Origin of the sequence: Leisingera caerulea DSM 24564, from assembly GCF_000473325.1 — a bacterium.
Taxonomy (GTDB): Bacteria; Pseudomonadota; Alphaproteobacteria; order Rhodobacterales; family Rhodobacteraceae; genus Leisingera; species Leisingera caerulea.
In genome coordinates, this window is sequence record NZ_AXBI01000020.1 from 419,438 (window position 1) to 441,360 (window position 21,923).

The following is a 21,923-nucleotide window of genomic DNA, read 5'->3' on the forward strand; positions in this document are numbered from 1 at the left end:
ACTCAGGCGAGATTGGCTCTCTACTCAACGGGAACAAAGCCTAATTCAAGCAATTCATTGTTCGGGTCAGCCTGCCTGGGTTTATCCGCTGCACGATCCCGGTGGTCCGAAAGGGTCTCGTGATCGCGGACGTCATCGGGGGCGGCAATGCCCAGCTCCCGTAGCTCATCAGGAGAGAACAACTTTTGGCCGAGAGCCGGAACCGCCGAGACTTGATCGTCATTCAAACCGGTTAAGACAAGGCATTCCTTCTTGAAGGTATCGACGCTGATGCCGCTGCTGTCGCCAATGGTCTGAGACATGATGACGCCGCCGGTTTCCAGGTCCACAGTGAAGATCTCGGATATCTGCTGCGGCTTGGAGTGGATGATCACGTAACTCTTCTGGTAGTAGCCCTGCCCCTTCTGGGAGCTGTGTATCACTGATCCCAGTGTGATGGTCTCCTCGCCAATCAGGTTAGGTCCAAACTCTACTAAGACAGGATCCCCTTGCTCCGCTGGGGTCTTCAGCGTCATGATGACTAAGGGGTAAGTGATGCCGTTCTCCCCTCCTGATCCGCGAAAGCTCGTCCTGTGTCCCTCCCAGCGCCCGGCGTCGCATTGAACGATCGTGGTGTCTGGTGAGGCAGAGATGGAAGAAATCGGAAGCAGGGCAAGAATAATACCCGATACGAGCTGCCGAATTGGCATGCACAATTCCCTTACTGTTCATCCTCGATTGTTCGCAGGCTGGCCCCGCTGGGCAGTTTCCGGCGAATCTTGCGGCGCAGATCGAACACGAATGCCACAAGCTGCGCAACCTCCGCCCAATGCGCTTCCGGGATCGCCTGGTCCACCTCGCAGGCAGCATGCAGCGCCCTGGCCAGCGCGCGGCTCTCAATGACCGGCACATCGTGCTGATAGGCGAGTTGGCGGATGTTTCCCGCGATCAGGTCGACGCCCTTGGCCACGCAGACCGGCGCCGGGTCCAGCCCGCGCTCATATTTCAGCGCAACCGCATAATGCGTCGGGTTGGTCACCACCAGCGTTGCCTGCGGTACCGCCTTCTGCATGCGCTGGCGGGCCCGCTGGCGGCGGATCATGTCTCGTTTGCCCTTGATGTGCGGATCGCCTTCGGTGTCCTTGTGCTCGTCCTTGATCTCCTTGAGGGACATGCGCTGCTTTTTCATGTGGCTGTACCGCTTCCACCCGATATCAGCCATCGTCACCGGGATCATGAGGATCGTGATCCAGGCAAGCATGCGCGTGGCTTGCGATGAAATGGCGGACGGAAGGTATTCCGGGATCATGACCGCGCCGGGCAGGAGCGAGCTGATCACCCCGTAGGCCACCGTCGCGGCCAATGCCCCGACGAGGATCAGCTTGATGAAGCTCTTTGCGAACTCAACGAGGTTATTCACTCCGGCAAGCCGCTTGATACCTGCCATCGGCGAGATCTTGTTGGGCTTTGGGGTGATGCGCTCCTTGGACACCACAAACGGCCCCTGGAGGGCGCCGGACACGGCCGCCGCGGTCAGCAGGATCCCCAGAACCCCGGCGGCAATCATCGACACCTGGTACACCGGCGCCGCAAGTGCGCCCCTCAGGTCTTGGAATGCGGTTTCGCCGGAACTGGTGTCGATCGTGCCTGCAAGGTCAAACAGAGACCCCAGAGCGCTGGCGGCATCGGCTGCGTGCCGTGGCAGATACAGGCCCGCACAGGCCAGGAGCGCGCCGTAGATGAACAGGTGCCCGACTTCCTTTGAGGTCGGGACGTCGCCCTTTTCCCGGGCCTTCTTGAGCTTGCGCTCTGTTGGCTCTTCCGACTTGGAGCTGTCATCGTCAGTCTGGGACATGATCAGCGCACCAAGGTTTCAAACCAGAGCGACAGCTGCTCGTTCTGGTAGGTCAGAATTGCCGGCACCGCCAGGGCCAGGAGGGCAAGCCCGGCGACAATCAGGCCCGGTCCGGCCACGAAAAACACCTGCATCGCAGGCATCACCCGGTTGGCCAGGCCCATGCCGAGATTAAGCAGCAGGCTGAGCACATAGAACGGCGCGCCCACGGCGGCGGCGATGTAGAATGCAGAGGCGCCGATGCGGGCGATCTGGCTTGCCATATCTCCGATCATGACCTGGCCGGGGGGCAGGATCGCATATGAGCGCATCAGCCCGGTCAGGATGACATGGTGCGTATTGGTCAGAAAGATACAGGCCACCGCCCCGAAGGTGAGCAGCGTGGAAATCGTCGATCCGCTCTCAGGGCTGCCCTGATTGGGTGTCAGCGAGTTGCTCAGGCCCGCGGCAAATCCGATCTGGGCGCCAAGCACGTGGAAGGCCGCCATGAAGAGCCTGGCGCCGGTCCCGATGAACACGCCGATCAGCGCCTCAAGCCCCAGCAGGAGTGCGAAGAGGGTGACGTCTTCCGGCACCTTTGGCGCTGGAAGTGCAGGCATCAGGCCAAGCGCGAGCGCGATCCCGAAGGAAATCTTTGCCCGCGGCGGGATATGGGTGTCGCCAAAGCCGGGCAGCAGAAGGGTCGCAGTGCCGATGCGCGCATAGACCAGCGCCACCATAAGGACCCATTCCTCTGTCAGCTGAGCAATGAACGTGCCGCCCATGTCACTCCCCGATCTGGGCGACGGTTTTCATTTTGCTCTTCCAGTGGATCTCGGAAAAGGAAAGGATCGGCGTCATCGGAGCAATACGCTCAAGCATCGACCGGATGATCGGCCGGTATTCAGGGCTGACAACCAAGGCAGGCCATTCATCCCGGGCCGCGTAGCCCTGCAGCACGCCGCGGGCCGCCCGGCCGAATTCCTGCACCTTCGCCGGGGACATGGTGCAGATGGTGTCATCGCCCTGGATCTTGACCGAGCTTGCGAATTCCTGTTCCCACTGGCTGCCGAGGGTAACGGTCTGGATGAAACCGTCGCTTCCCTCCAGGGACTTGCAAATCTGGGCTGAGAGGGCCTTGCGGACATGCTCCGCAACCAAAGTGGCATTCGTCGAGATGACAGCCGCTTCAGCGATGGATTCCGCAATCAGCGGCGTATTCTGAATGGAAATGCGTTCCGACAGCAGTTTCCGCAGGATATTGCGCAGCAGGATCACCGGCGACGGGCATGAGATATCCTGGATCAGTTTGCGGTAGGCAGGCTCAAGCCCGTTCATCACCTCGCGTGCGGCGCCATAGGTCATCATTTCTGGCATGTTTTCCTTCAGCGCCTCAGTGAGGTGCGTGACGATGACACTCTCGGGATCGACAACGGTGAAGCCGGCGGCTTCCGCGTCCGGCGCTGACCCGGAGTCGATCCAGATCGCAGGCAAACCGAACGTGGGCTCTTTCACCCGCTCGCCCGGCAGGTCTGTCGCCTCGCCTGCGGGATCAATCACGAGCCTGCCGCCAGGGCGCAGCTCCCCGGTGGCGACCTCAACGCCCTGAACGTTGATCCGGTAGGCTTTGGTGCTGGCAAGCTCGCCGTCCTTGATGCGCACCGGCGGCAGGACAAACCCGTATTCCTTCTGGAACATCTCGCGCAGGCTCTTGATCTTCCCCGGCAATGCGGCGTCATCGCTGTTGAGCATGACGATGAGGCTCCGGGCCATTTCCAGGGTCACTGTATCAATACCCGAGGATTGCTCTGGTTCGGCCTGGGATTTCTTCTCAGCCAGAGCCTTCTCCGCATCAGCCTTTTGCTGCTCGTTTTGCTGCGCATCCCGTGAAAAAACGCCCACCGCGGCCAGCACCGCGGCAACCGCGGTGAACAGCAGGAAGGGGAAGCCCGGCAGAAGCCCCATGACGAAAATCAGGCCGCTTGCCACGAACACCGCCTTCGGACTTGCCGAAAGCTGCTTGGTCACAGCTTCATTGGCGGCGCCTTCGGTGGCGCCCTTGGTCACGATGATGCCCGCGGCGATAGAAACGATCAGGGCCGGGATCTGAGTGACCAGACCATCGCCGATTGTGAGGACGGTGAAATTGTGGAGCGCATCGCCGATGTCCATGCCGTGGCGGGTGATGCCGATCAGGATGCCGCCAACGACGTTGATCAGCGTAATGATGATACCGGCAACCGCATCGCCGCGGACAAACTTGGCCGCACCGTCCATGGCGCCAAAGAAGCCGCTTTCATCCTCAACCTCTTTGCGCCGCCGGCGCGCTTCAACCTCGTCAATCATGCCTGCTCCAAGGTCGGCATCGATTGCCATCTGCTTGCCGGGCATTGCGTCCAGCGAGAAGCGGGCGGAAACCTCAGCGATACGCGTCGACCCCTTGGTGATGACGATGAAGTTGATCGCAACAAGGATACAGAACATGACCGTGCCGATCACATAGTCGCCTCCGACCACAAAATCGGCGATCCCCTGGATCACGTTACCCGCGGCATCAGTGCCGGTCTGACCTTCAGACAGAATGAGGCGGGACGAGGCAACGTTGAGCGAGAGCCGCATCATCGTCACAACAAGCAGCAGGGTGGGAAAGCTGCTGAATTCGAGCGGCTTGCGGACCCACAGGGCAACCATCAGGACCAGTACGGATACCGACATGGACAAGGCCAGGCCAATATCAAGGAGGATGGCAGGGAGCGGCACAAAGAGGATGGCCAGCACCGCACATACCGCAATCGCAAATGAGACATCGCGATGCCGGGACATGATCCCGAGGCGCGCGGATAGAATGTCAAGAACAGCCGACTTCTGTCGTTCTGCTTGTGCCATGGGCGGAGCTCCTGATTACTGACCGGTGCGGGACGGGGAAATTTCGTATCCGGGGATCAGCGGGGCAGGCGCGCCGCGCTGATATCCGGTTTCTGATGCGGCGGCCTCGCGCTTTGCCGGCCGTGCGGCGGGCGGCGCTGCGAGACGGCGTGTATAGCGCCGCTTGCCCGGATTGGCCCGGACAGGCGCATCGAGCGGGTTCATCTTGGCCCTCATTGGCGCGGCGGTTCCGGCTGGCTGGCTTGCCTCCGGCTGGATGCGCCTTTGCGCCGCCATCGCCTGGGCCGGCAGGGCCGCATCCGGCCCCAGCCGCTTCAGCTCTTCAAGGCTCGGCATGGCATGCCCGTATGGCCCATCCAGAGACGGAACCTGCTGCAGGCGCGCCTGAACCGGTTGCTGGCTGGCAGCGGGCGGCGCGCTCTCTGCCTGTGAGGCAGGCTCCTGGAACGCAAACAGACCGCCGAAGCCTTCGGCGGCACCGAGGCCGGGGAGAGACACGGCCATGAGAGCGGCGCAGATCAATGATTTTCGCATCTTCAGAGGCCGCCGCTTACGATGAGATCGAAGGACTGATCGGTAAGCTTGGTGAGAGCCGAGTAGATCAAGGGCAAGCAGAGGACAATCGTCACAAAGATTGCGGCAATCTTTGGCACGAAGGTCAGTGTCATCTCCTGAACGGAGGTCAGGGCCTGGAACAGGGCGATCCCCAGCCCGACCGCCATGGCAACTGCCAGGACAGGGCCTGAGGCCACCAGGATCGTCCAGATGGCCTCAGTGATGACATGATGAATATCCTCTGCGCGCATGTCAGACGGTCATCCGCAGGACTTCCTGGTAGGCGCCGACGACCTTGTCACGCACGGCGACAGCGGTGTCCAATGCCGCCTCCATCGCCATGGTCGCCTGAACAACCTCCTGAGTGGACATCTTGCCCTGCAGCCCGGCGACCGCAGCACTATCACCGGCCCGGACAGTCTCCACCGTGTCGCGCAGAGTGTCCTCAAGCATTGCGGAGAAGCTGGGACCTTCGGCGGCGGCCGCAGCTGGCACCGGGGCCGCTGGTACGGACTGGCCCGCCTTGTAGGCGCGCAGGGCGCCATTGGAAAACATGCTATCCATGAGAGATCCTTCTTAAAAATCCAGCATATCGGTTGTCATCCGGCGCATTTCACGGCTGGTCGCGATCATGTTGAGGCTGGCCTCGTAGCTGCGGGCGGCCTCACGCATGTTGGCCATCTCGACAAGGGGCTCGACGTTCGGGCGCTCGATGTAGCCCTGCTCATCGGCGAGGGGATGGGAGGGGTCATACTGCAGCCGCATGGGCGACGGGTCATCCGACACTGCCGCAACCTCTACGAGGTTCGCACCGGTTTCCCGGTCGAGGACGCTGCCGAATGTCACCACCTTGCGGCGGTAGGTATCTGACCCTGGCGCGCCGGCGGTATCCGCGTTCGCCATGTTCTCGGAGATGATGCGCAGGCGCTCGGACTGCGCTTGCAGGGCGGATCCGGCTGTGCGGGCTACAGCGCTGAGATTGTCCATGGGCGGCTCCTTACTTCCCGTTGACCGTGGCGATCATCTGGTGGGCTTTGCTGTAGAGCTTGGAAGCGAGGCGGTATTGGCCGGAGACCGATGCCGCGAGAATGGACTGCTCCTCGAGGATCACGCCGTTGCCGTCCAGGGAACGGCCCCATTCGCTTTTCGCATAATCCACGGAAACGGCGCTTCCAGGCGCTTTGCCCAGATAATCGTCGAAACTCTCGACATCCCGGGCGTTGTAGCCGGGGGTGTCCGCATTGGCGATGTTTTCTGCAATGACCTTCTGCCGTTCGGCAAGCCAGGTCATCCTCTGGCTTGCTGTCTGCAGCCAGGAAGTCGGCGTATCGGCCATGTTTGTCCTTGCGAAAAATCTAATCAGGAGTTTTTATACACCGGCTCGATCCCGGAATGGAACCCTGCTTATGGAACGACCAACAAAATTTTCGCAAATGCGCAGCAGCCTGCGCAAGCTGTCCGGTCCTGCTGTCAGCGGCAAGGTGACCAGCGTTGGAGGTCTTGGCCTGACCGCATCCGGACTCGGCGAAACTGCGAAAATCGGTGATGCGGCGCTTGTTGCTGGCCGGATCCGGGCGGAGATTGTGGCAACGAGCCCTGAGGGCATCCGGCTGCTGCCGTTCGGGACCTGGGATGGCATTGGCCGCGGCGACCAGGTTGAGCTGCAGCCGGGCGGCGGGGATATCTTCCCCGGCTCGGAATGGATCGGGCGGGTCGTTGATGCTTTCGGTGAACCTCTCGACGGGATTGCGCTGCCGGATGGCCCCTGTGCATATCCGCTGCGCAGCGCGCCGCCTGAAGCATTTGACCGGCGGGTCATGGGTGCAAAGCTGGAGACCGGCATTCGGGCGATCGACATCTTCACGCCGATCTGCCGCGGACAGCGCCTGGGCATCTTCGCCGGTTCCGGCGTTGGCAAATCCACCCTCATGGCCATGCTCGCCCGGCAAACGAATGCCGATGTGATCGTGATGGGCCTGATCGGGGAGCGCGGCCGGGAAGTTCAGGACTTCATCACCCGCGATCTGGGCCCGGAAGGCATGGCGCGCTCATGCATCGTTGTGGCCACATCGGATCAGCCGCCGCTGATGCGCCGCCAGGCGGCATTGACGGCGACATCCATTGCGGAGTTCTACCGCGATCAGGGTAAGCAGGTGCTGCTGATGCTCGACAGCGTAACCCGCTTCGCGACCGCGCAGCGTGAAATCGGGCTGGCTGCGGGAGAGCCGCCGGCGACCCGCGGCTACACGCCAACCGTCTTCACCGAGCTGCCACGCCTCCTTGAAAGGTCCGGGCCGGGCTCGGTGCGAAAGGGGGGCGGGGACATCACCGCGCTCTATACCGTGCTGGTGGATGGCGACAATATGAATGAGCCGGTCGCTGATACGGTGCGCGGCATCCTTGACGGGCATGTCGTGCTGGACCGCAAGATTGCGGAGAACGGCAGATACCCTGCCATCAACGTCGCAAAGTCCGTTTCACGGTCGCTGCCCGGATGCCATGTGCCGATCGAGCGCGCGATCATGAATGCCGCGCGCCGCGCGCTGGCGCGTCATGCGGATGTTGAGGATCTCGCCCGGATCGGCGCTTACCGTGCCGGTTCTGATCCGGCAACAGATGCGGCAATCCGCTTTGCCAGCCTGGCGGATGACTTTCTGGGGCAAGGGACCCGGGATCCGCAGAGCAGCGAGGAAGCCTTCGCGGTCCTGTACGGCCTCCTGGCGGATGCGGGTGTTGAGGTCGAGCTTCCGGAACAGGTCAATCCGGCGGCTGCGGCGGCCGGATAGGGGCCTAGAGGTATGCGGCCGGGCGCCGGAGCAGAACCATTTCGTCAGCATCGGCCTGAGCGGCTTCCTGCTCTGCTTCCGCCTGGACGGCCTTGATGCTGCCGTCAAGCTGTTCAGCGCTGCGCAGTTCCCGGTAGGCGTTCAGCACCTTGTCACGCTGGACGCCGATTTTGTTTTCAGCATCAGCGATCAGGCCGGACAGGCGCTGGTTTTCCTGGCGGACCGCATTCAGGAAGCGGCCCCGGTATGGCATCGCCTCGATCATGGTGACCGAGGCGCCAGCGCGCCTGCTTTCCTCCAAGGCCGACCGTTCCCGGGTGAGCCTGTCAGCTTCGTCCTGCATGGATGACAGCACAACGGATTGCGCCTCCATTTCCTGCTTATGGAGGCGCGCGAGGAGGGCATATGTCTTCTTGCGGTCTGCCATCAGCCGCGGGCGATGGTGCGCTGCAGCTCGTCGACCTCGTTGAAGGTGGGGCGCAACCGTTCAGGGATGTTGCCCCGGCCGATTTCCACACACATGTTCGGCGGATGCTGCTGCGTCATGGCGACCACGATGTCGCGGATGACTTTGGAGAAGGTGTAATCCGTCTCCTCGATCGCCTTGATGCGCTCAGCCACGGGCTGCACGACGCAATAGGCCAGGAAAACCCCGAGGAAGGTGCCGACCAGCGCGCCGCCGATCATCACGCCCAGAACCTCTGGCGGCTTGTCGACGGACGACATCGTTTTGATCACGCCAAGGACCGCGGCTACGATACCGATCGCCGGCAGGCCATCTGCCATCGATGTGATGGCGTGACCGGCAATCATCCGTTCCTCCAGGTTGGTTTCGATCCGCTTTTCGATCACATCTTCCATCTGGTGGGGGTTGTCGAAATTCAGCGTCACCATCCGGAAAGCGTCGCAGATCAGCAGCGTGGTGGAGGTGTCTTTCAGGATCTTCGGATATTTGCCGAAGATCGAAGAGCTTTGCGGGTTCTCGATGTGCTGCTCCATATCCACGGGTGAGGCAGTACGCTGCATCCGGGTAAGCTCAAACAGAAGCATCAGCAGGTCACGGTAGTCTTTTGCGTTCCAGCGCGGGCCGGTAAAGGCACGCTTCAGACCGCCAGCGGTCAGTTTGAGGCTGGCCATGTCACTGGACACGATCAGCGCTCCGATAGATGCCCCTGCGATCATCATTCCCTCGAAAGGAAGCGCATGCAAAAGAACGTCAAAGTTGCCGCCCGACAGCGTGAAGCCGCCGAACACAAGCCCGAGCACAACGAGCAGCCCCAAGGGGATCAGCATGGTGGTAGTCTCCAAAATCTCAATTGCGAGGAACATACTTCAATTCAGTTTTTCGCAAAAGATGGAGCTTGCAGAAATATGTGATTACAAATAGATTTTCGCATATTACACAGGATACCTTGGAGACAGTCAGTTGGAGCTCTTGCCGCAGACATCGTTCATCAGAATTTTCGAACGGTCCGAGTTCGGGGCGCACCCCGACTGGCCTGCCGACATCGGCTTGGCATATGCCGTCCGGCACGGCGAGCCGGACCGGATTTATCCGTGGCACGAGAGCGAAAGCGTCGAGGACGTCCTGGCCCGCCTTGGCAGCAGCGGGGAGCAGGATTTCAGCGCAATCGGCGTCCACCCTGCCACAGAGGGGTTCCCGCCAGCCGCTCACAACTTCGCGGGCGACCAGGCGCTGCTGCACGATATCGAAGCCCGGATCGCGGCAAATGACGACCTGCTGGATGAGGCTGACAATTTCGCGGTCAATTTTCGCTTTGCGCGTGACATGGGTATCAGCTTCCCCGTCGCCCCTGACGCCCCGGAGACGGAACAGGAAACCGCGGAGGAAGCAGCTCCGGAAAATCCGGAAACCACCGCCACGGCCGAGGCTCAAGGCTACGTCCCCTATCTGGAGCGCCAGGCGCTCCCCGGTGGCATGTCTGAGGCCGCATTCGAGCTGCCAGAGAATGGGGATGCGCTGTTGCGGTTCCCGGGCGGCGGAGCTGAGGCCGAGTGCCCCTCCAGTGAGATCCTGGTGCGTTCGGACGGAACCGGATTTGCCCTGCCGCTTGGCCTTGTTGCGCCGGAGGGCGTCCTGGCCTCTTGCATCCGGTTGCCGCGGGATATCGTTTGCGGCCGCCTGGCCGGATCCGGCGCCCCGGCCGAACCGGTGGTGTCCATCACGGGCGAGCGTGTGTCCTTCGTGTTCGCCGCACGCGCTCCGGTGCGCGCCAAGCCCAACAGGAGCATGCTGCTGATGGCTGGCTATGTCCTGCTGACGCTATCCTTCTTCTGGGCCTGGGCTATCGATGAGTTGAAGGAAGCTCAGGAACCCGGCAGCACCGTGAGCGCGCTGCGCAGCGAGCTGTTTAAGTAAAAGGTGCCGGTCCCGAAACTGAACCCCGAAGAGGCCTATCACCACAATTCGGGATGTTGATTATTGTCAATCAGGCAAGCGGGTTTTGAAGAGCAAAATGAATAAAGGGCGTGGGGTGCGTTTTGACTGCCCTTGTTTGTTGTGCTTTACTTAACGGCGTGTTTTTGTGGGGTTGGCCAATGGTGTGTGTCAGGGGTTTCGCTTTCGTTGGTGTTACATGTGCCTTAATCGGAAGCATGGGGCTGGCTGGAAATGAGCGAACGGTTACGGTTGTGTCTTGGGGAGGGCCAGACACCAAATTGCGCTGCGACAAGATTCTTGACGTTGGCGTCGGCAAGCTTTGCACTGCGAACTCGCTTATTTTCGAAAACCATCGGGTGAGCTTGACTATGAGGGTGCCTCTTGGAAGCAGTCCAAATGCCGTGGTCAAGATAAAAGACGATTGCAAAGCTGCCGCCACAGTCGCGGGCATACTCGAGGCCATCTTATCCGGGAAACTCTCGTCATCAACAGCTTCAACTGTGGTGGAGGCCTTTGAAATCTGCGTCGAGGGGCATGAGTTATATCACAATGCGATCAAAAATGGGGCCGAACTCATTGTAAGGCATGAGGCCAGCTTTGACTCACTAAGCAATCAGTCAAACCGAGCTTCCGAAGCTGTTGTCAGTTGCACGGTAAGGGCATCTGAGGGAGTTCGGATCTTGGACAGAAATGGTTGGGGTCCAGGCGTTGTAATTGCGGCCGACAACGGTTTTATTTACTGGATCTCAGGTGATAGCTTATTTCGTTCAAGGTATGATGGAACGCTGGTCGCTGAAGAAATTGACCGCGGAGGATGGAAAGGTGTGACATCCATATCCGTGGAAAATGATGTTGTATACTGGATCAGAGATGGCGATATTTTTTATGGAAACCTAGCAGCGAAAGCGCAGGCTAAGATCTTGGATCGGGGCGGCTGGCACCAGAACACCAAGTTCTCAGTGGATGGTGGTATGATCTATTGGCTGGATCAGAAGGGATATCTCCATGTCAGTGAACTGTCTCAGCCTTTAAAGGCAGTGCAGTTGAATGAGCAAAACTACTCCGACATAGATGGTCTATCTGCCAGTGCTGGTAACATTTTCTGGCAAATGGGGGGCGACCTTATTCAGCGAGGCGCATGTTTTGAGGAGGAGCCGTCTGTGGTGAATCGGGGCGGCTTTGAAGGTGGTGTATCCGTTGCAGTTGACGATGGCATGCTTTTCTGGACAGCTAAAAACAACTTGTATTCCATTCCCCTAGAGCCTTCTAACTGACCAGTGTTGAGAGCTAGGCCCGTTCCCAAAATGAACGCCCCGCACAAGCGGGGCGTTTCCATAATCAGGGCCTGCGGATCAGAGGTAGTTCAGCAGGCTCATGCCGGAGATCCTCGAGGTCACCTGGTAGCTGACCTCGAGCTGGTTCATCAGCTGCTTGAGGCGCAGGGCGGTTTCTTCCGGCTCCGCTACCTCAACATCCGCCACCGCATTGTTGTAGATCTTCAGGAGCGACGCCTGGTCGGTGATCTTGTTCTCCAGAATGGCTTGGTTGTTGCCGAGATCCGCGGCCAAGGAGGTCATGCCGGTGATGCCCTGGTTCATCAGGCCGGTGACGTTGTCACGCAGGATCTCGAAGTCCGTGTCCGAGAGCGCGTCGAGGTTGGTCGACAGGACAGTGTTGAGCGCATCAAAGACATCCGTGATGGCCGGATCATCAGCGCGGATGCCATAATTGAGGTCCGTGGTGCCATCGATCCGGGCTGAAAGCTTGCCGGTGGTGTCGCCGAGGTAGGTCACGCCGGTCCCCGCGGCATTGATTTCCAATGGCTTCTGGCCGGTCTCCAGACCCGAGAACAGGAACTCACCGCCGTAGGTCGTGTTGAGGGCGGACACCATCCGGTGAAGGGTATCCTCGGCCTGCTGGCGGTATTCTGAACGGTTCATCGAGGTGATCTCGCCGGCAAGGGAAAGGTCCTGGAAGTCCCGGGCCACCGCCGTCGCATTCGACAGGGTGTCATAGGCGGTCTCCAGTTTGCCCTCCAGGAGCTTGTTGGAGGTCTGGAAGGATTCCGTGCTGGCCATCAGGGAACGCATTTTCAGGCTCTGCGTGGCGGAGCCCGGGTTTTCCGCGTAGACATCCTTTTTGAAGCCGGTTGACGACTCCATGGTAAGTTTGGCCAGTTCCTCGTTCTGGCGGGCAATGATCAGCCGCATGTTGTTGGACTGCTGGGTGGTCGAGATTGTCGAGATCGTCATCGGGTGTCCTTTATCAGAAGGCCTGGAGGAGGGTGTCCATCATTTCGCTGATGGACGTCATGACGCGCGCATTGGCGCGGTAGCTTTGTTCGACCACCAGGAGCTTCTGCATCTCGTCGTCGATATTCACCCCTTCGAAATTCGCCCGGGAGGCGGAGATCGTTTCGCCCGCCGACTTTGCGGTCAGCGTGGAGGCTTCCGCATTGGCGCGCAGGGATTGCTGCTGGGACACCAGCGCGGGGGCCATGTCCGACAGGGTCAGCGTGTCCCCGAGCCCGGCCGGATCCACGGTGATCGTCTGGCCAAAGGCATCGAGCATCGCTGTGACGAAGGAGGCGTCACCAGAGGGTGTCGTGGCGATGCCGCCGCTCTGCAGGAGGCTTGGGTCACCACCCACGGTGCTGTCCGCTTCGGCATTCACCGTTATCCGGCCAGCCAGGCCGCTGATGGCGGTCGCATCGAATGCCGCGCCGGCATCCGTGAAAAGGCCCGTGCCGCCGGTGCCGAAGGGGTTTGCGGTTTCCATTCCGGTAATCAGGGCGCCAGCCAGAGCATCCAGCTGCTCCGAAAGTTTCGGAAGGTGGCCGGTCTTCAGACCAAACAGTCCGCCGAGGCTGCCCTGAGAAATGCCGCGGCCGTTTGAGCCGGGGGTGATATCGACGTTCCCCGCCGAGAGTGTTCCGGCGATCGGATCATAGGTGATGGCTGCCGATTTCCTGCCCACCACCAGCTCGGTCCCGGATCCGGTGTAGACATTGACCGCGCCATCATCCGAGGTGACCGTCTGGATGTCCATGTAGCCCGACACGTCGTTCAGGAGCTGGTCCAGCTTGTCGCGGTATTCCGCCTGAGCGGACGAACCGGCATCGGACCGCAGGATTTTCTGGTTGAGGATCGCGATGTTTTCCAGCGCCTCGTTAGCGCTGGCAACGTCATAGCGGATATTGCGCTCGACTTCCTGGCCGATGTCGGAAAGCGTTCCGGAAAGGCTGTTCAGCCCTTCCGCCAGCTTTTTGGCCTTAGTGACGGCCTGGATCTGCGAGGCTTCTTCGCCCGGCATTGCCGACAGGCTCACAATGGCATCATGAAACTCTGCCATCATCGCCGCAGGGGATGTTTCATCGCGCGGCTGGCCGAGGAAATCGGTGTAGGCCTTGAGCCCATCCGAAACGGTCGCGTTATGCGCAATCTTCGACCCGTTGGTCCGGTCAAGCCGCTGCAACAGGCTGTCGACGCTGCGCTCGACAGAGGTGACCTGAACGCCGCCGGTAGCGGTCGTTTCCAGCTCAGCCCATTTGCGGCTGACGCCTTCGGTCTTGGAATTGGCGATATTGCGCGAGATGAGGTCGGTCTGCTGCGCGGCCACGGTGAGGCCGGACCGCGCAATGTTCAATGCAGAAGAAAGTCCCATTTCAGATTACCTTCAGCGTTTGAGGTTGTTCACTTCCTGCAGCATCTCATCAGAGGTCGTGATGATTTTCGCATTCGAGGAATAGGCCCGCTGAACCTGGATCAGGTCAGTCATCTCCTGCGCGATGTCCACATTGGAGGCTTCGGTTGCGCCGGACTCAACGGTGCCCGCGCCGGAGCCGGCAACGTTCATGACCGCATCACCAGACCCCAGCGTCAGCGTGTAAGCATTCCCGGTCACAGCGTCCATCGCCGCGGGATTGTCCACGGTCGCGACCGGGATCTGATAGAGGGAGCGGCGCTTGCCGTTGTCGAAGACCCCGACAATATTGCCTTCCTTGTCGATCTCGGTTTTCTCAAGAGCGGCCGTCGAGGAGCCGTCCACGGTGATCTTCTGGGGCTCATAGTCGCCGTCGAACTGGGTGATCCCGTCATGGCTGCCCACTGCGCCCAGGGCGATGTCCAGGACCTGAGGCGCGGTGCCATTGTTGACGGTGATGGTCATGTTGCCGTTTGCGTCGACCGCAAAGGCGGCAGGCGCCGCGAGGCCGGGATCCGCGGTGAAGGCATAGGATGCTGGTGCGCCGGCCGTGGGGCCTGAATCCGAGAAGGTTACATCGACCGTGCCATAGACGGTGCCGTCACTGCCGGCGACCTCAACGCTCCAGGCGTTGTCGACAGCGGTGTCAGGCGTCCAGGAGAAGGTCAGGCCTTCCTGTTCACCCAGCGCGGTGAAGTAGGTCATGCTGGAGATGAAGGGGTCCTGGGCAACGCCCGTGCCGGTGAGGCTCGAAGGGAGGTTGCCGCTGATCGACCCCGCGGCGGAGGCTTCAGCCGTCAGCGAGGCCGCGCCCGCCTTCACGGCGCCCAGCGAATTGAACGTGTTGCGGTCAACGCCCGGGATGCTGCCGGTGTCATCGTAGGAATAGCCCGCCAGGTAGTAGCCGGCGGAGTTCACGAGGTAGCCGTTCTTGTCGACTTCGAATGAGCCTGCCCGGGTCAGCATGAAATTGGACTGGTCAGTGCTGTTGGGATCCTTCATGACCACGAAGAAGCCGTCGCCATCAATGGCCAGATCGGTGGCTGAGCTCGAGGAGATAATCGGGCCGCCGGTCTCGACATCCTTACGGCTGACGCCGCTCACGGAACCGGAATCCCCGACGACCTGGCTGACCATCTGCGTGAAGCTCCGCTTGTAGCCGATGGTGCCGGAGTTCGCGATATTGCTGGAGATATTGGCGACGGCCTTGGAGTTGACCCTGAGGCCTGCCACACCTGCCTGCATTGCGTTCTGGATGGACATGTAGTGTTCCCTTTCGGAGTAGTCTGGCAGATTTGCGCCTGCCGGGTTCTTGCGAGTGGTTGTCAGTTCTGCGCGGTCAGCGCGGTTGCGGCATCGAGAGAGGTGCCAGCGCTTCGCAGGATGTGTTGCGCCGTGCCCGTTGAGAGGGGCGTGATCGGCGGCGGGTCCGCGGCCCTCATTCCGGCGAGCTGCTCAACATGACCGCGCTTCGCCGAAGGGACACCTTCAAGGTACTCTTCAACTGCGGTCTGGCCCTGCTCAGCGGCCAGGCGGGTTGCGGCGATGCCCTCCGGGGCAGGAAGGCGTCCGGCAGACTTCATGGCAGCCAGGGCCATGGTATCCCGCCCTTCACGAAGCGCGCTGCGGGCGATTTCCAGTGAAATAAGTTCGGCGCTTTCGCCGCGCGCATCAGGCACGCCGCCGGCCTCCAGGACCACTTTGGCGTAGTCGGCATCCAGGCTGGCCACCCGGCGGTCCGGCCGCAGCCGCAGAAGACCGAGAGCCGCCCCGGGGGTACCTTGGCGCACAAGCCGTTTTGCCTGCTCAAGAACCAGACGGTCAAAGAGGTTCGGAGCAATCTGATCCCGCTCACTGGCCAGCAGGCTGTCCCAGATGTCCGTGAACTCTGCGCGTGCCGCCACGGTCAGTCCTGCGGCTTCAAGGCGGTGCGCAAGGGCGCCGCGCACTGCTGCGCGCTCCGTGTGAGCCGCCATGTAAGGCTCAATCCGCCGCACGGTCGCCACCGCTTCGCTGATCCCCATGGCCTCGAGGGCTATCGCATCCCCAAGGAGGTTCAGGATGACCTTGATGCGCCGCTCCGCCAGCTCCGCTTCCGGGGTGCCAGGATGATCGGCCTCAATGAGCGCCATTGTCATGACGGCGGTCTCCGCATCCCCGAGGTCTTCCGAAACCCGTGCAAGCTGCGCCCGCATTTTCAGCGCAAGACTGTCGCCCCGCCACTTTGGCAGCCCCTCTGCCAGAAGGTCCCTGACCCGTTCATGAACGGACCGCTCGGAGTTTTGCAGGGCCAGTTCGGCCAGCTCGATCCGCGCCTCTGCGGCTGCGCGGTCCTGATGCTCTGCCGCCCAGGCAAAGAAGTCGAAGGCCATCTGCTGCTGACCTTCCGCGCGCGCCAGCTGGCCGCGCATGAGGAGCATCTGCGATGTCCCCTCAAGGTCAGTGCCAGACTGCGCTGCATTCAGGATCTTGCGGGCAAGATCCCAATCGGATGCGTCCATGGCGGCTTTGAAGAGATGGGGCGCCAGGCGGCCGGATACAAACCGGCTGTGATCGGTCAGGCCCGCAGCCGCAGTCCGGATCCTGGCCTTGGTGACCTCCTCGCCTGACTGGATATCGGCGATGACGGACCAGACCGGATCATTCCTGACGGCCTCGGGCACAGGGGAGCCGTTTGGCGGCGGGGGTGCATCAGCGAGCAGCCGGATCATGCCAAGATACGCTTCAGCACGCGGATCAGTGCGACCGTTGGCGGCGCCATCGTGCTGCGCCGCCTCAATGAAACTGGCGGCTTCAGGCAGCATCATCCAGGAAATCAGGAAGCTGGCATAATCCAGCGCGGCCGAACTGCGCAGGTTTGCGGGCGCGGATGTGTATATCTCGTCCAGTCCGGCGCGGGCGGCTGCAAAGCCTGTACCGTCCAGACGTGTGCCCAGATCAAGGCGGGCCTCAATGGCGGCCGGCGTGTGCAGCGGGACTGCGCCGCCTGCATAGACGGACACCTCCGCGGATGCACCGTTCCCGATCAGGGCCAGGGAGGCGAGGGCTGCACACCCGGCAAGCTTACGGGCCTGTGAGGGCGCGCGAGAGACTGAGGGGAGATGCAAAATCATCGATACCTTCTGCTTCGAGGCTATTTGATTTTCGCATTTCTGGGGTTATGCGAAAAAACAAGATCATGTATAGTCTATCGCGCTGGCCCGGATCAACCAGAAACCGGCCATTATCAACACCTCACGGACCTGCGGGGAATATGGACAATATAGGCTACGTTGCGATTTCGCGGGCTGCGCTGCTGCAGCGCGCAACAGATATCAGCTCAAACAACATTGCCAATGCGAACACGGACGGCTTCCGAGCCTCAGCGGCGATGTTTGAAAGCCTTGTCGTCGACACCGGCGCCGACAGCGATATGCGGGAGATGTCCTATGCGATCGACCGCGGCACCTACACCAGCATGGACGAGGGTGCGTTGCAGCAAACCTCCAACCCGCTGGATGTGGCGATCACCGGCGACGGATGGTTCGGCTTTGTGACCCAGGGCGGTCAGACAGCTCTTGGACGGGCGGGCAGCTTTATCCTCACCGCCCAGGGAGACCTGGTGTCGCCATCCGGCGACATGGTTCTGGATGAGGGCGGTGCGCCCATCAACATTCCGCCGGGCTCTGGCCAGGTGGAGATTGCGCAAAACGGAACAATCACTGATGAGCGGGGCGGCGAAATTGCCCGCATCGGCGTGTTCCAGGCGCCTGACAGCAGGCATTGGACGCAGCTGGGCGGTGGCATGATGGCGCCGCGGGACGGGGTTGTGGATCTTGTGCCCGTCATTGAGCCCCGCATGTCTCAGGGGTTCGTGGAGAAATCCAACGTCAATCCTGTCACCGAGATGACCAGGATGATTTCCTTCCAGCGTCAGTATGAGGCCGCGATGAACCTCGCCAATGCGGCCGATGACCTGCGCAAGCAAACCCTGAGCCGCCTGGCGCCGAAGTAAAACAGCCAGAATATGCGAAAAACAGAATTGAAACGGAGATTGACATGAGGACACTTGGTATCGCTGCAACGGGCATGCAGGCCCAGCAAGTCAATGTCGATGTGATTGCCAACAACATCGCCAATGCCAACACGACCGCCTTCAAGGCGGGGCGGGCAGCTTTTGCTGACCTGATTTATCAGACCATGGAGCGTGAAGGCGCGCCCAATGCGGACGGCACTGTGCGGCCGGTCGGGGTCGATGTCGGGCTCGGCGTGCGCGCCACCGGCGTGGTCCGCCTCCATACGCAGGGCGGTCTCGACCAAACCGACAACCAGCTCGATCTTGCGATCGATGGTGAAGGGTATTTCGTCGTCACAAGGCCGGATGGCACCAATGCCTACAGCCGGGCGGGCAGCCTTCAACTTTCCCCTGAAGGCGAAATCGTGACTCTGGAGGGCTATCTTCTGGAGCCTGCCATGGTGGTGCCGGACAACACCACTGAGATTGAAATCACCCAGAGCGGCCTGGTGCTGGCCTACACGTCCGATGCGGTAGAGCCCGAAGAGATCGGCCAGATCACGCTGGCGACCTTCATCAACGAGGCGGGCCTCAAACCGGCGGGCAACAACCTGATGCTGGAGACTGCTGCATCCGGGGAACCGATGATCGGAAATCCGGGTGAGGACTCCGCCGGCATCATCCGCCAGGGCTACCTGGAAAGGTCGAATGTCGACCCGATCAAGCAAATGACGGACCTCATCACGGCGCAGCGGACATACGAGATGGGCGCGAAGGCGCTGAAGGCCGCTGATGAAATGATGCAGACCGCAAACCAGATCCGCTAATGAGCGCGCGGACCTTTTTCACCGGCGCGCTGGCGGGGCTGTCGCTTCTTGCTGGCGCTGCGCTCCATGCGGCTGAAGACCTGCTTGCGGGATCGGCAGTTGCCACTCTGGTCGAGGAGCAGCTGCTGATGGCCAGCGGCCAGGAGATTCCGCAGGACGGGCGGATTGAACTCCGGCTGCCCAAGGGTCTGCCGGACAGCGGCATGACGCTCAAGGATTTTTCCTACGATCCGCGCTCCGGCATGTTTGCCGCACGGCTGATTGAGGCCGACGGCAGCAGCACCGGTTTCCGCGGTCAGGCCGTCATTGCGGTTCCGGCCTATGTGCCTGTGAGGCGCATCCCGGCCGGGGTCATTCTGGCGGAGAACGATCTCCGCATGACCGAAATCGCCATGATGGCCCTTCCGTCCGGGTCTCTGCGCAATCCTGAACAGCTGATCGGCAAGGAGACACGCCGGATCCTCCTGCAGGGGCGCCCGGTGATCGAGGGGTCTGTGACCGAGCCCCGGATCGTCAATCGCGGAGATGCGGTGACGATTGTGCTCTCGGACGGAGGGCTGAACCTCAGCGCGCCCGGCAAGGCGCTCGAAGATGGCGCCAAGGGCGAAGAAGTCCGGATCGTCAATTTGAAATCAAATGCCACCCTGACGGCGGAGGTCATCTCAGATGGCGTCGTTCAGGTGGACGGGCGGTGACGGCAGCTCTGTGAAACCGTCTGATGCGAAACATTCCGAAAGAAGAACCCCAATGCGACAGAAGTCTCTCCAGAATGTGAAAATTCTCGTGTGTGCCGGCCTGGTTCTTGGCGCCTGCACCAATTACTCCGAAAACCGGAACCCTCAGCTGTCCGGGATCGGCCTGGATGACCAGACCATGCCGGAAGCCAGCATCGTGCATGTGCCGATGCCTGATCCCGAGCCGGTCCGGACCCCGCAGCGGGCTGAAGCCTCCTCCCTGTGGCAGACCGGATCCACAGGATTTTTTGGTGACCATCGCGCCGCAAGGGTGGGTGACATTCTTACGGTGATGATCGACATCGACGATGAGGCTGAGCTGGAAAACCAGTCCCGCCGCTCGCGCTCGTCCGGCAATGAAATCGATGGATCGACATTCCTCGGGTACGGCAGCAAGCTCGATGCGGTGCTCCCGGGCATCGATCCTGGCGAACTGCCATCAGGCTCGATCGTTGATCTGTCTTCGGCCAGCACGTCCCGAGGCCAGGGCAGCATTGCCCGCAACGAGAAAATCAGCCTCAAGGTTGCCGTGATGATCATCCGCCGCCTCACAAACGGCAATCTGGTCATCGCGGGGCGCCAGGAGGTGAAGGTGAACAACGAGCTGCGCGAGCTGCGCGTTGCCGGGATCATCCGTCCGGTCGATGTCGATATGAGCAATGCCATTCCTTACGAGAAAATCGCGGAAGCCCGGATTTCCTATGGCGGGAAAGGCCAGATTTCCCGTGTTCAGACCCCGCGTTACGGCGAAGACATGCTCGACGTCGTTCTGCCCTACTAACGAGAGAGGAGCCTATGCGCCGCATATTTTTCAAGGCAACCGGTGAAGATGTGCCACCAGCACCAAGGCGTTCGGTGATCGCCCTGTTTTTGGCGGTCTGCGCTGGAACCGGCTTCGCGCTGGGGACTGAGGCCGCAGCCAAGATCTTCACGCCCGCTGCAGAGGCCGAGCCGTTGGAGACCGTCGTCGTCGAGGAAATTGCCGCCAATATTCCAGGTCATGGGACCGCGACGTTCGATGCTCGAATTCTGGTCCAGAAGGCCGGGGTCGCGCCGGACCGGCCAGCGCTGCGGGATGCGGCACTGAAGATTGCTGTCCAGGCCGGCGCCTTGCCGATTGTGCGGCAGAGCCAGGATGTCATGGAGGCATTCGGACGGGCTGTGGGCCAGCTGGCGCCGCAAGCCGGTCTCGGGTCGCTGACTTTGGAGAACGCAGTTCTCTACCGGACAGGTATCTGACTGATACCCGGAAAGGCAGCGCCACGCCCGGACAACCGGGCGTGGCGCTTGGGACATGAGCGCCGGATTTACTCGGCCTGGGCCGATGCTGGCGCGGTCAGTTCAATCGTCACGCGGCGATTGCGGGCATCTTCCGGATCCGCCTCTATCAGGGGATCAACCGCGGCAACCCCGGCCACGCTCATGATACGCCCTGCAGCAATTCCCTTGGAGAGCATGGCCCGGCGCATTGCATTGGCCCGATCGGCGGACAGCTCCCAGTTCCCGTAGTTGCTGCCGCTGCGGAAGGGTCGGGCGTCCGTATGGCCGGTAATGCGGATCTCCAGGGGGAGTTCGGAAATCGCCGGAGCGAGCTGCCCCAGGATGGACAGCAGGGCTTCGCTCGGATCTGCGCTGCCAGTGCGGAACATCGGCCGGTCGCCGAGATCCACGATCTCGACGATCATGCCGTTCTCCTTCAGGGATACCATCAGGTTCTCAGAGAGAGCCGCAAGCTCAGGGCTTTCCTCGAAGCTTTCATTGATGCGGTCCCTGGTGGCTTCAAGCTGTTCAGACAGAGTGGCTCCACCCTTTTCTTCGGGCGTTGTGGTCTCCTTGTCGAGCTGCAGCCAAGGGTTTACGGCTCCGGATCGGGCCTCGGCAGTGTCTGTGTCCTCAAGGCCGATCTGATCCGGGCCTGTCGGGGCAGAATCCGCCTCAGGGGTCAGTTCGCTCTGAGGCTGCTGAACCGCTTTGATCTCCATGCCGATGCCATTGATCTCCACGAGGGGGATCTCTGAAGGCGTGAAGAAGTCCGCAAGGCCGCGCAGCTGCTCCTCATTGGATCCGGACAGAATCCAGAGCAGCAGAAAGAAGGCCATCAGGGCCGTCATGAAGTCCGCATAGGCCACCTTCCAGTTCCCGCCATGATGTCCTTTCTTCACTTTCTTGGGACGCTTGATGATGACGGCATGATTGTCGTGTTTCGGGGACATGTTGCTCTGTCT

The 21,923-nt window shown here is 61.1% G+C and carries 24 protein-coding genes; 8 read left to right on the forward strand and 16 right to left on the reverse strand.

Translation table 11 applies throughout. From position 1 onward, the window contains the following. Nucleotides 1-20: 20 nt before the first annotated feature. The 9 genes from CAER_RS0105820 to CAER_RS0105860 form a co-directional block, all read right to left on the reverse strand. Nucleotides 21-515, reverse strand: coding sequence for a hypothetical protein (locus CAER_RS0105820; RefSeq protein WP_154667718.1), 495 nt, complete (start codon nucleotides 513-515; stop codon nucleotides 21-23). A 185-nt stretch (nucleotides 516-700) separates the two neighbouring features. Further along, complete coding sequence (locus CAER_RS0105825; RefSeq protein WP_027234464.1) at nucleotides 701-1,834, reverse strand: EscU/YscU/HrcU family type III secretion system export apparatus switch protein; 1,134 nt, start codon at nucleotides 1,832-1,834, stop codon at nucleotides 701-703. Between the two features lie 2 nt (nucleotides 1,835-1,836). Next, nucleotides 1,837-2,598 (reverse strand): flagellar biosynthetic protein FliR, encoded by a 762-nt coding sequence (locus CAER_RS0105830; protein WP_051357725.1) that lies wholly within the window; start codon nucleotides 2,596-2,598, stop codon nucleotides 1,837-1,839. Between the two features lies 1 nt (nucleotide 2,599). Next, entirely contained in the window at nucleotides 2,600-4,699 is a 2,100-nt protein-coding gene (flhA, locus tag CAER_RS0105835) for a flagellar biosynthesis protein FlhA (protein WP_084299456.1), read from the reverse strand. A 15-nt stretch (nucleotides 4,700-4,714) separates the two neighbouring features. Next, a complete protein-coding gene (locus tag CAER_RS0105840) occupies nucleotides 4,715-5,203 on the reverse strand; it encodes a hypothetical protein (protein ID WP_027234467.1) in 489 nt (162 codons plus the stop codon). Between the two features lie 32 nt (nucleotides 5,204-5,235). Beyond that, entirely contained in the window at nucleotides 5,236-5,505 is a 270-nt protein-coding gene (gene fliQ, locus CAER_RS0105845) for a flagellar biosynthesis protein FliQ (protein ID WP_027234468.1), read from the reverse strand. Nucleotide 5,506: 1 nt separating this feature from the next. Next, a complete protein-coding gene (locus tag CAER_RS0105850) occupies nucleotides 5,507-5,818 on the reverse strand; it encodes a flagellar hook-basal body complex protein FliE (RefSeq protein WP_027234469.1) in 312 nt (103 codons plus the stop codon). Between the two features lie 12 nt (nucleotides 5,819-5,830). After that, nucleotides 5,831-6,241, reverse strand: a complete 411-nt coding sequence (gene flgC / locus CAER_RS0105855; RefSeq protein ID WP_027234470.1) for a flagellar basal body rod protein FlgC — start codon at nucleotides 6,239-6,241, stop codon at nucleotides 5,831-5,833. Between the two features lie 10 nt (nucleotides 6,242-6,251). Beyond that, nucleotides 6,252-6,590 carry a flagellar basal body rod protein FlgB gene (locus CAER_RS0105860; protein ID WP_027234471.1) on the reverse strand — a complete coding sequence of 113 codons (339 nt, stop codon included), beginning with the start codon at nucleotides 6,588-6,590 and terminating at the stop codon, nucleotides 6,252-6,254. A 70-nt stretch (nucleotides 6,591-6,660) separates the two neighbouring features. Between CAER_RS0105860 and CAER_RS0105865 the strand changes: the two genes are divergently transcribed. Further along, nucleotides 6,661-8,040, forward strand: a complete 1,380-nt coding sequence (locus CAER_RS0105865; protein WP_036796919.1) for a FliI/YscN family ATPase — start codon at nucleotides 6,661-6,663, stop codon at nucleotides 8,038-8,040. 4 nt (nucleotides 8,041-8,044) lie between these two features. On the opposite strand, the gene CAER_RS0105870 is transcribed toward CAER_RS0105865, so the two are convergent. Next, complete coding sequence (locus CAER_RS0105870) at nucleotides 8,045-8,467, reverse strand: flagellar FliJ family protein (RefSeq protein ID WP_027234473.1); 423 nt, start codon at nucleotides 8,465-8,467, stop codon at nucleotides 8,045-8,047. Next, nucleotides 8,467-9,369: a flagellar motor stator protein MotA gene (gene motA, locus CAER_RS0105875; RefSeq protein ID WP_322786332.1), complete on the reverse strand. Its 903-nt coding sequence runs from the start codon at nucleotides 9,367-9,369 to the stop codon at nucleotides 8,467-8,469. Before motA ends, CAER_RS0105870 begins: the two co-directional genes overlap by 1 nt. A gap of 97 nt (nucleotides 9,370-9,466) precedes the next feature. On the opposite strand from motA, the gene CAER_RS0105880 reads away from it, so the two are divergent. Beyond that, nucleotides 9,467-10,420 carry a hypothetical protein gene (locus CAER_RS0105880; protein ID WP_027234475.1) on the forward strand — a complete coding sequence of 318 codons (954 nt, stop codon included), beginning with the start codon at nucleotides 9,467-9,469 and terminating at the stop codon, nucleotides 10,418-10,420. 389 nt (nucleotides 10,421-10,809) lie between these two features. Then, nucleotides 10,810-11,715: a hypothetical protein gene (locus CAER_RS29665; RefSeq protein WP_209320193.1), complete on the forward strand. Its 906-nt coding sequence runs from the start codon at nucleotides 10,810-10,812 to the stop codon at nucleotides 11,713-11,715. Between the two features lie 78 nt (nucleotides 11,716-11,793). Here CAER_RS29665 and CAER_RS0105890 read toward each other — a convergent pair whose 3' ends face one another. The 4 genes from CAER_RS0105890 to CAER_RS0105905 form a co-directional block, all read right to left on the reverse strand. Next, nucleotides 11,794-12,693 (reverse strand): flagellin N-terminal helical domain-containing protein, encoded by a 900-nt coding sequence (locus CAER_RS0105890; RefSeq protein ID WP_027234477.1) that lies wholly within the window; start codon nucleotides 12,691-12,693, stop codon nucleotides 11,794-11,796. 13 nt (nucleotides 12,694-12,706) lie between these two features. Beyond that, entirely contained in the window at nucleotides 12,707-14,104 is a 1,398-nt protein-coding gene (gene flgK / locus CAER_RS0105895) for a flagellar hook-associated protein FlgK (protein WP_084299457.1), read from the reverse strand. A 12-nt stretch (nucleotides 14,105-14,116) separates the two neighbouring features. After that, nucleotides 14,117-15,406 (reverse strand): flagellar hook protein FlgE, encoded by a 1,290-nt coding sequence (locus tag CAER_RS0105900; RefSeq protein ID WP_027234479.1) that lies wholly within the window; start codon nucleotides 15,404-15,406, stop codon nucleotides 14,117-14,119. A gap of 62 nt (nucleotides 15,407-15,468) precedes the next feature. Further along, nucleotides 15,469-17,145, reverse strand: coding sequence for a tetratricopeptide repeat protein (locus CAER_RS0105905; RefSeq protein WP_209320194.1), 1,677 nt, complete (start codon nucleotides 17,143-17,145; stop codon nucleotides 15,469-15,471). A gap of 251 nt (nucleotides 17,146-17,396) precedes the next feature. Here CAER_RS0105905 and CAER_RS0105910 point away from each other — a divergent pair, with 251 nt between their 5' ends. Genes CAER_RS0105910 through CAER_RS0105935 form a run of 5 tightly spaced genes read left to right on the forward strand, consistent with a single transcriptional unit; the run spans nucleotide 17,397 to nucleotide 20,937 of the window. Then, nucleotides 17,397-18,137, forward strand: a complete 741-nt coding sequence (locus CAER_RS0105910) for a flagellar hook-basal body complex protein (protein WP_027234481.1) — start codon at nucleotides 17,397-17,399, stop codon at nucleotides 18,135-18,137. Nucleotides 18,138-18,181: 44 nt separating this feature from the next. Beyond that, complete coding sequence (gene flgG / locus CAER_RS0105915; RefSeq protein ID WP_027234482.1) at nucleotides 18,182-18,964, forward strand: flagellar basal-body rod protein FlgG; 783 nt, start codon at nucleotides 18,182-18,184, stop codon at nucleotides 18,962-18,964. Further along, a complete protein-coding gene (gene flgA / locus CAER_RS27650) occupies nucleotides 18,964-19,659 on the forward strand; it encodes a flagellar basal body P-ring formation chaperone FlgA (protein ID WP_051357727.1) in 696 nt (231 codons plus the stop codon). Before flgG ends, flgA begins: the two co-directional genes overlap by 1 nt. Nucleotides 19,660-19,711: 52 nt before the next feature. After that, entirely contained in the window at nucleotides 19,712-20,479 is a 768-nt protein-coding gene (gene flgH / locus CAER_RS0105930; protein WP_051357728.1) for a flagellar basal body L-ring protein FlgH, read from the forward strand. A gap of 14 nt (nucleotides 20,480-20,493) precedes the next feature. Then, a complete protein-coding gene (locus CAER_RS0105935) occupies nucleotides 20,494-20,937 on the forward strand; it encodes a hypothetical protein (protein WP_154667721.1) in 444 nt (147 codons plus the stop codon). A 68-nt stretch (nucleotides 20,938-21,005) separates the two neighbouring features. Here the strand turns inward: CAER_RS0105935 and CAER_RS0105940 are convergent, their stop codons facing one another. Next, a complete protein-coding gene (locus CAER_RS0105940; RefSeq protein ID WP_027234485.1) occupies nucleotides 21,006-21,911 on the reverse strand; it encodes a flagellar motor protein MotB in 906 nt (301 codons plus the stop codon). Between the last annotated feature and the right edge of the window lie 12 nt (nucleotides 21,912-21,923).